This window comes from Streptomyces sp. NPDC058534, assembly GCF_042717365.1.
Lineage (GTDB): Bacteria > Actinomycetota > Actinomycetes > Streptomycetales > Streptomycetaceae > Streptomyces.
Genome location: NZ_JBHXNW010000052.1, coordinates 31,476 through 44,086 on the forward strand (window position 1 = coordinate 31,476; position 12,611 = coordinate 44,086).

Sequence of the window (12,611 nt, forward strand, 5' to 3'; positions counted from 1 at the left end):
CGAATATCGCATATAAGCCGAAACAGCCCGATTGTCCTAACGCGACGGTGCGTCAGCCTGTGGCCCGGCGAGTTTCAGTCAGAAACCGACGGACTGAAGGGCGCCCAGGCCCACGTCCGCGTAGGAGTGCTTGCCGGAGACGAAGATGTTGACGCCGTAGTAGTTGAACAGCCAGCAGCCGAAGGCGATCAGGGCCAGGTAGGCGGCCTTGCGGCCCTTCCAGCCGGCGGTGGCGCGGGCGTGCAGGTAGCAGGCGTAGGCGACCCAGGTGATGAAGGACCAGGTCTCCTTGGGGTCCCAGCCCCAGTAGCGGCCCCAGGCGTCGCCCGCCCAGATCGCGCCCGCGATGATCGTGAACGTCCACAGCGGGAAGACGGCGGCGTTGACGCGGTAGGCGAACTTGTCGAGGGAGGCGGCGGCGGGCAGCCGGTCCAGGACCGAGTTGGCGAAGCGGCCGGGCTTGCCGCCGGAGGCGAGCTTGTTCTCGAACGAGTCCTTGAAGAGGTAAAGGATCGTGGAGACCGCGCCGACGTAGAAGACCGCGCCGCAGAAGATCGCCGTGGAGACGTGGATGTACAGCCAGTACGAGTGCAGGGCCGGGACGAGCTGGTCGCTGGCGGTGTAGAGGACGGTGACGGCGAGGCCGAGGTCGAGCAGGACCGTGATGATCAGGGGCAGGCCCAGCCAGCGGACGTTCTTCTTCAGGGCGAGCAGCGCGAGGTACACGCCGACGGCGACCGTCGTGAACGTGATGTTGAACTCGTACATGTTGCCCCACGGCGCCCGCTGCACCGACAGGGCGCGGGTGAGGACACCGCCCGCCTCGACGGCGAACGCCAGGAGGGTGAGCGAGATGGCGATCCGCCCGTACAGGTCGCCCTGCTCGGTGCCGCCGTGCGCGCCGGGACCGTCGGGCACGTCACGGGAGCCGGAGGCGGCGCGTACGACGACCTCGGGGCGCTCCAGTACGGCGGTGCCGCCGGCCTTGTTCACGGTGACGGTAGGTCCGGCCTTCGCCTTGACCGCCTTCGCCTCGTTGGTGGCGGTGAGCGCGGCGGCGGTACGGCCGACCTTGCTGCGACTGCCGAAGAGCCACTCGGCGATGTACGCGAAGAAGGCCAGGGTGTAGACGGCCATCGACGAGTAGATCAGCGTGTTGCTGACGTTCGCGAGATTCTCGTTGGTCGCGGCGGCCAGCTCGGTTGCGGCGGCGAGAGTCATTTCTCAGCCCCTTCGGCAGGTACGACGTGGGTGTCGGGGGAATCGGGGGTTTCGTCGTCGTTCTTCGGTGCGTCGGGCTTCGGTGCGTCGGGCTTCGGGGCGTCGGGCTTCGGGGTGTCCGGCGCCTGGTCGTACAGGACCCCGGCCAGGTCGCCCAGTTCCTCGGGGAGCTTCGCGGACTCGCTGCGGCCGAGGCCGGCCATCTCGACGACCGTGACGCCGTCGGCGCCCCGCACCGCCCGCACCCAGACGCGGCGGCGCTGGATGAACAGGGAGCCGGCCAGGCCGAGGATGGCGACGACGGAGCCGCCGAGCGCCCAGCCGCTGCCGGGCTGCTGCGTGACCTGGAAGCCGGCCCACTCGTGGATGCCGTTGAAGGTGACCGAGCCGGCGCCGTTCGGGAGGGTCATGGTCTCGCCGACCTTCAGCTGCTTCTTGAACAGCTTGCCGTCGGAGTCCTTGAACTCCTTCAGGTTGGTCTTGTCGAGCTGGTAGATGCTCTGCGGGAAGCCCGCGTCGACACCGAGGTCGCCGTGGTAGGCGGAGAGCGCGAGCATCGGGTTGATCAGCGCCGGGAAGGTGGAGAGCATCGTGCTGCCCTTGCCGCCGTAGGTCGGCAGGAAGAACGCGTTGAAGCCGAGCTGTTCCTTGACGCCCCTGGCGTTGCGGTAGCCGTCCATGACCTTGATGGCGCCGGAGGACGTGACGTTGGAGTCCAGCGGCAGCAGGGCCACGGCCTGCTTGTCCATCACGACGTCGCCCTTGGCGTCCTTGACGGTGACGACGGGCGCGTAGCCGTGGCTGACGAGGTAGACCTTGGAGCCGTCGATCTCCATCGGCTTGTTGACCTTGATGGTCTTGGTCTTCTCGGCGCCGTCGGCGCCCTCGCTGTACGTGACGTGGGCCTCGTAGATCCGCGGGGTGCCGCGGTTGGGGCCGGTCGGCTCGTAGGTGCCGCGGAAGTTCTTCAGGGAGAAGCTGAACGGGTCGAGCTGGTCCTGGTCGAAGAGGTTCCCGGACTTGAAGTCGTCGTACTGGGTGAGGGTGTTGGCGAAGCCGTCGCCCTCCAGGATCAGCTTGTTGCCCTCGTACTTGAACAGCTGGCCCCAGGCGAAGGCGATCAGCATCACGATCAGCGCGATGTGGAAGGCGAGGTTGCCGACCTCCCGCAGGTAGCCCTTCTCGGCCGCGACGGCGTCGCCGACGGCGTGCGCGCGGAAGCGGCGCTTCTTCAGCAGTGTCAGCGCGGCCTCGCGGACCTCCTCGGGCTCGGACCCGCTGTGCCAGGTGGTGTAGGCGGGCAGCCGGTCCAGCCGCCGGGGGGCGCCGGGCGGGCGGCCGCGGAGCTGGCCGACGAACTGCCAGGTGCGCGGGACGATGCAGCCGATGAGGGAGACGAACAGCAGGATGTAGATCGCGGAGAACCACACCGAGCTGTACACGTGGAAGAGGCCGAGCTTGTCGTAGACCGGCGCCAGGATGTCGTGGTTCTGCCGGAACTCCTCGACCCTCATCGCGTCGACGCCGTCCTGCGGGATCAGCGACCCGGGGATCGCGCCCAGGGACAGCAGCAGGAGCAGCAGCAGCGCGACGCGCATCGAGGTGAGCTGGCGCCAGAACCAGCGGGCCCAGCCGATCACGCCGAGCGAGGGGAGGTTAGGGGCCTCCTCCTTGGGGGCGGTGGACAGCTGGGAGCCGGCGGCGCCGAGCTCCCCTTCCTCGGTGGCTGTCGGGGTCTTGCCCGTTGTCGTCTTGCTCATCGGTCAGATCCCCACAGTGAAGCCGTTGGACCAGGTCTGCATGGACTGCACGATGGCGTCCCACGCGCCGGTGACCAGCAGCAGGCCGGTCGCGATCATCATGATGCCGCCGACGCGCATCACCCAGACATAGTGCCGCTTGATCCAGCCGAAGGCGCCGAGCGCCTTGCGGAAGGCGACCGCGGCGAGGACGAAGGGGACGCCGAGGCCGAGGCAGTAGGCGACGGTCAGTATGGCGCCGCGGCCGGCGGTGCCCTGGTCGGCGGAGAGCGCGAGTACGGAGGCGAGGGTCGGGCCGATGCAGGGGGTCCAGCCGATGCCGAACAGCGCGCCGAGTATCGGAGCGCCGACCAGGCCGCCGACGGGCTTCTTGTGGAAGCGGAACTCGCGCTGGGTGAGCCAGGGCATGAGCCCCATGAAGAACACGCCCATGAGGATCATGAAGACGCCCAGGATCGTGCTCAGCACGCCCCGGTTCTCCTGGAGCGTGTCGCCGAAGTAGCCGAACAGCGCCCCGCTGGAGACGAAGACGGCGGTGAAGCCGAGGACGAAGAGGGAGGCGCCGGCCACCATCCGGCCGCGCCGGGCCTCGCCGAGGTCGGTGCCGGTGACCCCGGTCACGTAGGAGAGGTAGCCGGGGACCAGGGGCAGGACGCAGGGCGAGAAGAAGGAGACGAGACCGCCGAGCAGGGCGATGGGGAGGGCGACGAGGAGGGCGCCGTTGAGCACCGTGCCGTTGTAGCCCTCGGCGGCCAGCGTGGTCACTGCGGACACGTCACTTCTCCGACTTGCCGGAGCCGGCGGATCCGTCGGCGAGGAACGGGGCGAGCATCTTGCGCAGCTTCTCCTCGCTGAGCGCCTGGAGCGTGCGCGCGGCGACCTTGCCTTCCCGGTCGATGATGAGCGTCGAGGGGATGGCCTGCGGGTTGAGGGTGCCCTTCTCGAAGCGGAGCATCAGCTTGCCGGTCGGGTCGTACAGGCTCGGGTAGGTGATCCCGTAGTCCTTCTCGAAGGCGCGGGCCGGACCGGTGGAGGTGTCGCGGGTGTTGATGCCGACGAACTGGACGCCCTGGTCCTTGGTGTCCTTGTAGACCGTCTCCAGGTTCTTGGCCTCGGCGCGGCAGGGCCCGCACCAGGAGCCCCAGACATTGAGGACGACGATCTTGCCCTTGAAGTCGGCGACGTCGACCTGTCCGCCGTCCACGGTCTTGCCGGACAGCTCGGGGGCGTCGGCGCGCTCACCCTTCTTGGCGGTGGCGATGCCGTCCGAGCCGGTGATGAAGCCCGTCTGGCCGCCGCCGCCCGAGGTGCCGCCGGAGCTGCACGCGGACACGAGCAGCGCCGCGGCGGCTGTGCCGACGGCGAGGACGGCGCGACCACGGACGCGGGCGGCGGTGCGGTTCGTGCGGGTCGAGCGGTTCGAGCGCAGGGGGGCGCGGCTGGCGGCACTCATGTGAAAAGTTTCGCATGCCCGTTCCGAGGATCTTGCGCACCCCCCTCACGGGCGGAAACCCGCATTTCAGGCGGCGTTCGAGGGCGCTCCCGAGGTGGCCGGCGCGTCCTTGAGGAAAGCGTTCCAGCCACCGGCCGGCCGCTGCCCCACCTCGACGGTGCGCAGCTTGGCCAGCACCTCCGGCTTCTGCACGTCCATCCAGTCGGTGAACTGGCGGAAGGAGACGAGCCGGACGTCCTCGCCCTTCACCTTCTCCCGCGCGACGTGCTTGAGGACGTTCTCGACGGCGTCCATGTAGATGCCGCCGTTCCACACCTCGAAGTGGTTGCCGATGAAGTAGGGCGCCCGGTTCGACTCGTACGCCCGCTTGAAGCCGGATATGTACGAGTTCGTGGCCTGTTCGCGCCAGCCCGGGTAGTTGTGGGCGGGGGCCTTGGTCGAGTTGACCGACTGGTTGGCGAGGATGTTGTAGTCCATCGACAGGACCTCGAAGGAGTGTCCGGGGAACGGTATCTGCTGCAACGGGAAGTCCCAGATGCCGTCCTTCTTCGCCGGCCACACCTGACGGCCGCCGGGCGAGGAGGCGTCGTAGCGCCAGCCCAGCTCGCGGGCGGTGGGCAGCAGCTTGTCCTGACCGAGCAGACAGGGCGTGCGGCCGCCGACGAGTTCCTTGTCGTAGTCGAAGGGCAGGGACGGCAGGTCGGTCCAGCCGCTGTTGGTCCGCCACTCCTTGACGAAGGACTTGGCCTGGTCGATCTCGCTGCGCCACTGCGCGGACGTCCAGTTGCCGACCGAGCCGCCGCCACCGCAGAAGTGGCCGTTGAAGTGGGTGCCTATCTCGTGGCCGTCCAGCCAGGCCCGGCGGACGTTCTTCAGCGTGTCCTTGATGTGGGCGTCGGTGAGGTAGCCGATGTCGGAGGCGCCGCGCGGGTTGTTCGGCGGGTCGTAGAGGCGCTTCTTCGACTCGGGCAGCAGGTACAGGCCCGAGAGGAAGAACGTCATGTGCGCGCCGTGCTCCTGCGCGAGGTCGAGGAAGCGCGGGAAGAGCCCGTTGCCGACCTCGCCGGCACCGTCCCAGGAGAACACGACGAACTGCGGCGGCGTCTGGCCGGGCTCCAACGGCACCGGTCCGTCCGGCTGGTGCGGCTGCTTGCCGGTGTACGACGTGGAGCCGTCGCCGATGGGCTTCGCCGGGGCCTTGCCGCTGCCGGAGTGCGTGGGCTTCCCGGAGTCACCGGCCTGGTGCGAGCCGTCCGACGACTTGTGGGAACCGGAGCCGCAGCCCGCGAGCCCGACGGCCGCCGCGGCGCCGGCGCCGAGTCCGAGCATCCCCCTGCGGGTGAGAGTGCGGTTGGAAGTGCGCATCGCAACCTCGTTCGTCGCGTCCTTGGGTGGTCACCAGGACAGAGGACGCGACGAACGAGCGGGTTCCGGAAATTTGCGCGGATTGAGTAACAGCGACTTGTGACGCGAGCCACAACCCGCCCCCGCCGCCGGTCGGTACGACCCGTCAGGCGCCGTACGCCTTGCCCTGCCCCTTCACGGGCTTGGCGCCCGCGAGGAGGTGGGCCGGGACGAGGTCGCGGGCGGGCTCGGTGTAGCCGACGGAGACGACCCGGTCGCCCCGGTACGTGAACGTCGTCAGGGACGCCAGCGTGCACTGCCGCCTGCGCGGGTCGTGCCACAGCCGCCGCCGCTCGACGTACGAGCGCAGGATCCAGATCGGCAGCTGGTGGCCGACGATCACGGCCTCGTGCCCGCGGGCCTTGTCCCGGGCCGCGTCCAGCGCGCCCTTCATCCGGACGACCTGGTCGACGTACGGCTCGCCCCAGGACGGCCGGAACGGGTTGACCACGTGCTTCCAGTTGCCGGGCCGGCGCAGCGCGCCGTCCCCGATGCCGAAGGTCTTGCCCTGGAAGACGTTGCCGGCCTCGATGAGCCGCGCGTCGGTGTCGAGGTCGACGCCGTGCGACTTGGCGATCGGCGTCGCCGTCTCCTGCGCCCGCTCCAGCGGGGAGGCCACGACGTACGTCACGTCGCGGGGGGCGAGGTGCTCGGCGACCCGGTCGGCCATGCGCCGGCCCAGATCGGAGAGGTGGTAGCCGGGCAGCCGGCCGTAGAGCACGCCGGTGGGGTTCTCGACCTCGCCGTGCCGCATCACATGGACGACGGTGAGGTCGTCGTCGCGCGTCCCGCTCATGCCGTCGCCTCCGCGGCCGCGCGGGCCGCCGCCGGGAGGGCGTCGGCGATGCGCTGGACGGCCCGCTCGTCGTGGGCGGTGGAGACGAACCAGGACTCGAAGGAGGAGGGCGGCAGGTAGACGCCGTTCGCGAGGAGCGAGTGGAAGAAGGCGGTGAACCGGAAGGACTCCTGCGCCCGGGCCTGGTCGTAGTTGGTGACCGGCCGGTCGGTGAAGAACACGGAGAACATGTTGGAGGCGTTCTGGAGCGTGTGCGCGACGCCTTCCTTGCTCAGCGCCTCGGTGACGAGCCCCTGGATCTGCTTCGACACGGCGTTGACCGTCTCGTAGGCCGCGTCGTCGAGGAGCCGCAGCTGGGCGAGGCCGGCGGCGGTGGCGACGGGGTTACCGGAGAGGGTGCCGGCCTGGTAGACGGGGCCCGCCGGGGCGAGGTGCGCCATGACATCGGCCCGCCCGCCGAAGGCCGCGGCGGGGAACCCACCGCCCATGACCTTGCCGAAGGTCATGAGGTCGGGGACGACCCCTTCCACGCCGTACCACCCGGCCCGGCTGGTCCGGAACCCGGTCATCACTTCATCGGAGACGAACAGCGCGCCATGGGCGGCACAGGCGTCCTTCAGCCCCTGGTTGAACCCGGGCAGCGGCGGCACGACGCCCATGTTGCCGGGGGACGCCTCGGTGATCACGCAGGCGATTTCGCCGGGGTGCGCGGCGAAGGCGGCGTGCACGGCCTCCAGGTCGTTGTACGGCAGCACGATCGTGTCGCTCGCCTGCGCGCCGGTGACGCCGGGGGTGTCGGGGAGCGCGAAGGTGGCGACGCCGGAGCCGGCGGCGGCCAGCAGCGAGTCGACGTGACCGTGGTAACACCCGGCGAACTTGATCACCTTGGTGCGCCGCGTGAACCCGCGGGCGAGCCGGATGGCCGACATGGTGGCCTCGGTCCCGCTGGAGACGAGCCGCACCTCCTCCAGCGGCGCGACCCGCTCGACCATCGCCTCGGCGAGGGCGACCTCGCCCTCGGCGGGCGTACCGAAGGACGTACCGCGCGCCACGGCCTCCTGCACGGCGGCGATCACCTCGGGGTGGGCATGCCCGAGGATCATCGGCCCCCAGGAGCAGACGAGGTCGACGTACTCGCGCCCGTCCGCGTCGGTCAGGTACGGCCCGGTGCCGGACACCATGAACCGCGGTGTGCCGCCGACCGCACGGAAGGCGCGCACCGGGGAGTTCACGCCGCCGGGTGTGACGGCCGCCGCGCGGTCGAACAGAGCCTGCGAGGCCGGTGCTTCGTATGGATATGCCAGTTCGCTCATGACCTGCGACTTCTCCGACCTTCTCGACCTTCTCCGACGTATCGGACTCCGCGTGGGCCCTGCCCGGGCCATGCTCGGGCCCTTCTCGGCCCCGGCCCGGCCTCTGGTTGCCCAGGGTGACCTTGACAAGGGTAGACAACCGCCCCGATCGCCGTCCCGTCTGCCAGACTGGAGCCCGTCCACGCAGCTCAACCGGGCGGCGGGGGCGCGGCTGCCGACCGTCCTGCGGACTCGTGACGGACAGATGTTTCACCGCACGTTTCGGCGAGCGGCCGTGGGGGAGGTCACTGACACGATGATCGGGTTGCGCGGCGGGGGCCACGCGTCCTAGAAAAGCAGTCGGGTGGAGATATGCATCGCGGTGGCGGACTGGGCGAGGGGACCGACGACCTGGGTCCTCGACGTGCCCGGCGGGGAAGGCACCGACGCGAGGCGGAGGAAGCGTCCGAAGCACATCAGACACACGGCACACCGAGCGAGCCCGACCGGGACGCACGGCACGCCGACCGGCCGGGGGCGGAGAGCGGGAATGGTGGTCGGGTGGGGGTGACCTACAAGTACTTCGGCGCGCCCGACGGCGCGACCGCGGCCCGCGTCCCGATCTCGATGCGCCCCGAGGAACTCGGCGGCGACGAGCTCGGGATGAACGGCATGTTCACCAAGATCAAGCCGGAGACCATGGCGGCCATGGTCCTCACCGGCATCGAGGGCGTGCCCCTGAACAAGGTCCCCCCGCTGGAACTGGTCGTCCTCCACCCCGACTACGCGGTCGTGAAACTCCCGATGACCGTCGTCGACCCCCTGCGCGGCATCGGCGAGGAGGCGGTCGGCGCGGCGGCTTTCATCTGGTCGACGGTCCCGGACCGGGGCGGGCCGCGGGACGCGTTCAACGTGTACCAGTTGCTGCACGAGTGGCAGGACTTCAGCCATCGGTTGCATGAGGCGGGGCATCAGCCGTATTGCTTGGTTTGGCCCTGACCTGGTCTTTCGGTGGTGTCGGGCGGGGTCCTTCGGACCTCGCCCCTTTCCGTGCCGGGGAGGGCCCCAGCCCCGCGGTACGCCGGCCCACGACGCGGCCAGGGTCTCGCCCCGCGCCCACCTGGAGCACGAAGGCGCTGATCACGACCGCGCGGACAGCCCGGGGGTGAGCAGCTCCAGCACTTCCTCCCAGCGGTAGCGATCCGCCCCGGCGCCCGCCTTCGGCCGGTGCGGTTCGTAGGAGCCGATGAGGACACCCATCGCGCGCAGCCGGTCCAGGCTCTGGCGGTACGCCGGGTGCGCGGCCTGGGCCGAGTTCAGATACGGCTGGACGGCGACCGGAACGCCCATGGCGGGCGCTTCGCACAGGATGCCCAGCGCGAGGTTGTCCGAGATCCCGGCGGCCCACTTGTTGACCGTGTTGAACGTGGCCGGGGCGACCGCGATCGCATCCGCGGGTCGACTCGGGCGCGGTTCCCCCGGTGATCGCCAGGCCGAGCGGACGGGGCGGCCGGTCTGGGCCTCGACCGCCTCCGCGTCAAGAAAGCCGAGCCCTTGCGGGGTGGCGACGACACCGACATCCCAGTGCCGCTCCTGAGCCGCGGTGATCAGCCGGCCGACGTCGGCGGCGACCCCTGCCGCGCAGACCACGATCTGGAGGAACGGCTTGTCGGGCTGGTCACTCACGCGGGCACTCCCAGTTGGCGGCTGAAGTGGTGCAGCTCGGGCAGTGCCCGGCGACGGTCACGGGCTGCCATGCCGGCGACCAGTTCACGTACGGCCGGGCGGCGGATACCCCGCTGACTGTAGGCGCGGGCGGCCTCCACCCAGCACGCGGTCGCTCGGGGAACGGGGAATGTGCCGCCGCGTGCGGGGGCGCGCGGTAGCGTCTTTGTGAGGCCAAGGGAGAGGGAGCACTCAGCATGCCGCAGCCCATGGGCACCACGGACCGTCAAGCCAAGCATGGGCTCATCCTCGACTTCGCCGGGGTGTTGACCGCTGATCCGCGTTCGGTGCACCGCGCTTGGTGCGAGTCTGAAGGGCTTCTCCCGGAAGCGTGGCGTGCCACTCTCAACGACGACCCTGAGGGCCGGCGGTTGTACGCGGCGCTGGAAGTCGGTGAGATCGACCAGGCCGAGTGGAACAAACGCACAGCGGTACTTCTCGGTGCGCAGATCGCACCGGACAACCTGATGGGGCGGGCCTGGGCGGCGGTGCCGCCGGCCCGACGCATGGCCGCACTCGCGCGGGCCGCCAAGGGCGCGGGATACCGTCTTGCGCTCTTGTCGAACAGTTTCGGCATCGATCCGTTCAACCCGTACGAGCACGCGGCAATTTGGGACCTGTTCGATGTGCACGTCATCTCCGAGCAGGTCCGCATGGCGAAGCCCGACCCTGCCATCTATGAGCTGACGTTGGAACGTCTCGGGCTTCCTGCCGAGGCGTGTGTGTTCGTCGACGACCACCCGAGGAACCTGCCACCCGCCGAGGCCCTGGGCATCACCACCGTGCTTGCAAGAGAGGAAGCCGCCACGGTGGCCGAGCTTGAGGCATTGCTCAGAGTAAGCACTGCACTTTCCGTCTAGCGCCGACTTCAAGCCAACTCACCGCCTCGGCGGTACCCGTGGGTGTTGCCGGTCGTAAAGCAGTGGGTACGGTCCGTGCTTGGCCGAACGGGGAGGAGCTGCTGGCATGCAGTGGTCCGAGTACAGCACCGCTGAACGGATCAAGACACTGCGCGGCCCCATGACGCAGGAGCAGTTGGCCGAGGCCGCCAACGTTTCCGTGGGTGTCGTGCGGAAGCTGGAACGAGGCGGCACCGCCTCCCTTCCTTCGCTCTTGTCCATCGCCTCCGCCCTCGGGACGGACATCGCCGTACTGCTCGGCCAGCAAGCGCCCCGTCGCTCCATGGACCGCGACGAGCGGGCAGCGCTGCGCGCGCTGTCCGCTGCCACTGACGATGCCGCGATCGGCATTCCCTCCGGCAGCGAGCCGGGCACCGTGGAGGAGCTTCGCGCTTCCATCCAGCATGCCGATGCGGCCTACTGGGCAGGCCGCTACACCGAACTCGGTGCGCTGCTTGGCGCCTTGCTGCCTGAAGCCCGCGCCCGGTACGACGCTGCGGACGCCGCCGAGAGGGAGGCAGCGTCTGGCGTCCTGGCCGATGTCTTCCAGACTGCAGGGATGGCCGCGAACGTCTGGGGGTCGCGGGATCTAGCCTATGCGGCGCTCACTTACGGCCGGCAGATCGCCGTGCAAGCGGGCGACGATCTACGGGATGCCCACCTTGCCGCCACAACAGCTTGGGTGAATCTCCGCGACGGGCGGACCGCGCAGGGATTCGCGCTCGCTGCGGCCCAGGCCGACCGGATCGAGCCGAAGATGTCCGAGCACGATCCGGAGCGGCTGTCGGTGTACGGGCAGCTCGTCACGAACGCTGCTGTGGCCGCGTCTCGGGGTGGCGCATCTCCGGACAGCGCGCGGGAGTACCTGTCCCAAGCGCATGCGGTCGGTGCCCGCCTCGGGACGGAACATGCTCGTGGCTACCATGCCCAGCCCTTCGGGCCGCTCTACGCCGCTACGCAGGCTATGAGCGTCGCTGTCGCTCACGGTGACACCGGCGGTGCGCTTCGGCTCATGGACACCATTCGCCTGGACCGCACGGTGCCGCTCGCCACTCGGGCCCGCTACGGCCTCGACGTGGCCTTGACGCACGTGGAGTGCCGCCGGTGGGACCGAGCTGCCGACACCTTGGAAGGGGTGTGTGCCATGGCACCGGGATGGGTGCGGCACCAGATGCTCCCTGGAGTGATCATCTCGCGCCTCACGGGTGTGTCCGTAGCGCGGCTCCGCGGTCTCGCCCACACAGCCGGTGTGCCCCTCGCCGTCCGCTGAGCACCCACCGCCACGCCCCGTAGCAGCCCCCGAGGCCGCCATCAGCTCCACTGCCACGCTCCATGGCAGTCCCCCGCTGCAGGGCGACACAGAGCAGCACGGAACGTGGCAGCCCATCGCCGCACGACTTCCCGTCGCCGCCACGAGCCGTGCCTGTCCCGCGCCAAGGAACGACAGCACGCTGAGCACATGCCGAAGCTCCCCGGCGGCATCGGACACGTTCCGATCGCCGTCTACTCTTGCGCGACCGAGTCGGCCGCTGTCCACGAGGCCGAACGGCGGGCACGCCTTTACGCCGACGCCCGGCACTGGCATGTGGCGGGCACCTGGTCCGATGACGGCCCACGCGTGCCCTTGGACGCCCGCCCGGCTTGGGCGGCCGTCACGAGCGCACTGTCATCCGGTCTGATCCGCGGCATCGTCGTCGCCGAGATCTCCCACCTCGTTGAAGACGCCGACCAGTTCGCCGCACTGGGTGTCCTGATCCGTGACCGAGGCGGCTTTCTCACCGAGGCGCCGCCCCCTGCGAACCGCCAGCCCCCTGGACAGCACGAACGCCGCCGCATCCTGCTCGAAGCTTCCTCGGGCTGGTCGCTGTGGGACGACCTCGCGCCCGGAACCGCCTCGTGACCCGGCCGCGTGCGGGGGTAGGTGACCTTGTCGAAGACGCTGACGGACGTCACGCCATCGTCACCGACATCAAGCAGAGCGCCACCTGGGTCCTGCGTCCGATGACGGGCGGCACCACGACTCAGTGGGAAACGGACGACCCCGACGCGCTCCACGTACTC

At 69.7% G+C, this 12,611-nt stretch carries 12 protein-coding genes and 1 pseudogene; 4 read left to right on the plus strand and 9 right to left on the minus strand.

What is annotated here, in order from left to right; all coding sequences use genetic code 11:
• Positions 1-78: 78 nt before the first annotated feature.
• From ccsB to hemL, 7 genes are all read right to left on the minus strand, one after another.
• The gene (gene ccsB, locus ACFWR9_RS28005) at positions 79-1,221 is read right to left on the minus strand and encodes a c-type cytochrome biogenesis protein CcsB (protein WP_383846659.1); all 1,143 of its coding nucleotides are present in this window, start codon (positions 1,219-1,221) and stop codon (positions 79-81) included.
• Complete coding sequence (locus tag ACFWR9_RS28010) at positions 1,218-2,981, minus strand: cytochrome c biogenesis protein ResB (protein ID WP_383846660.1); 1,764 nt, start codon at positions 2,979-2,981, stop codon at positions 1,218-1,220. The genes ccsB and ACFWR9_RS28010 overlap by 4 nt, the downstream gene beginning before the upstream one ends.
• 3 nt (positions 2,982-2,984) lie before the next feature.
• On the minus strand, positions 2,985-3,755 hold the full coding sequence (locus ACFWR9_RS28015) for a cytochrome c biogenesis CcdA family protein (RefSeq protein ID WP_383846661.1): 771 nt from the start codon (positions 3,753-3,755) through the stop codon (positions 2,985-2,987).
• 1 nt (position 3,756) lies between these two features.
• Positions 3,757-4,434 (minus strand): TlpA family protein disulfide reductase, encoded by a 678-nt coding sequence (locus tag ACFWR9_RS28020; protein ID WP_383846662.1) that lies wholly within the window; start codon positions 4,432-4,434, stop codon positions 3,757-3,759.
• 66 nt (positions 4,435-4,500) lie between these two features.
• On the minus strand, positions 4,501-5,799 hold the full coding sequence (locus ACFWR9_RS28025; protein ID WP_383846663.1) for a hypothetical protein: 1,299 nt from the start codon (positions 5,797-5,799) through the stop codon (positions 4,501-4,503).
• A gap of 145 nt (positions 5,800-5,944) precedes the next feature.
• On the minus strand, positions 5,945-6,634 hold the full coding sequence (locus ACFWR9_RS28030) for a histidine phosphatase family protein (RefSeq protein ID WP_383846664.1): 690 nt from the start codon (positions 6,632-6,634) through the stop codon (positions 5,945-5,947).
• The gene (hemL, locus tag ACFWR9_RS28035; RefSeq protein WP_383846665.1) at positions 6,631-7,947 is read right to left on the minus strand and encodes a glutamate-1-semialdehyde 2,1-aminomutase; all 1,317 of its coding nucleotides are present in this window, start codon (positions 7,945-7,947) and stop codon (positions 6,631-6,633) included. Before hemL ends, ACFWR9_RS28030 begins: the two co-directional genes overlap by 4 nt.
• 540 nt (positions 7,948-8,487) lie before the next feature.
• Between hemL and ACFWR9_RS28040 the strand changes: the two genes are divergently transcribed.
• Positions 8,488-8,925: a hypothetical protein gene (locus ACFWR9_RS28040; protein ID WP_019061278.1), complete on the plus strand. Its 438-nt coding sequence runs from the start codon at positions 8,488-8,490 to the stop codon at positions 8,923-8,925.
• A gap of 141 nt (positions 8,926-9,066) precedes the next feature.
• Here the strand turns inward: ACFWR9_RS28040 and ACFWR9_RS28045 are convergent, their stop codons facing one another.
• Positions 9,067-9,612 carry a flavoprotein gene (locus ACFWR9_RS28045; protein ID WP_383846666.1) on the minus strand — a complete coding sequence of 182 codons (546 nt, stop codon included), beginning with the start codon at positions 9,610-9,612 and terminating at the stop codon, positions 9,067-9,069.
• Positions 9,609-9,810 (minus strand): annotated as a pseudogene (locus tag ACFWR9_RS28050) (transcriptional regulator); the annotation flags it as partial. The gene ACFWR9_RS28045 and the pseudogene ACFWR9_RS28050, both read right to left, overlap by 4 nt.
• 38 nt (positions 9,811-9,848) lie before the next feature.
• Here ACFWR9_RS28050 and ACFWR9_RS28055 point away from each other — a divergent pair.
• The 3 genes from ACFWR9_RS28055 to ACFWR9_RS28065 all read left to right on the plus strand — a co-directional run bounded on the left by ACFWR9_RS28055 (position 9,849) and on the right by ACFWR9_RS28065 (position 12,450).
• The gene (locus ACFWR9_RS28055; protein ID WP_383846667.1) at positions 9,849-10,511 is read left to right on the plus strand and encodes an HAD-IA family hydrolase; all 663 of its coding nucleotides are present in this window, start codon (positions 9,849-9,851) and stop codon (positions 10,509-10,511) included.
• Positions 10,512-10,617: 106 nt separating this feature from the next.
• A complete protein-coding gene (locus tag ACFWR9_RS28060; RefSeq protein ID WP_383846668.1) occupies positions 10,618-11,820 on the plus strand; it encodes a helix-turn-helix domain-containing protein in 1,203 nt (400 codons plus the stop codon).
• A 189-nt stretch (positions 11,821-12,009) separates the two neighbouring features.
• On the plus strand, positions 12,010-12,450 hold the full coding sequence (locus tag ACFWR9_RS28065) for a hypothetical protein (protein WP_383846669.1): 441 nt from the start codon (positions 12,010-12,012) through the stop codon (positions 12,448-12,450).
• Positions 12,451-12,611 lie beyond the last annotated feature (161 nt).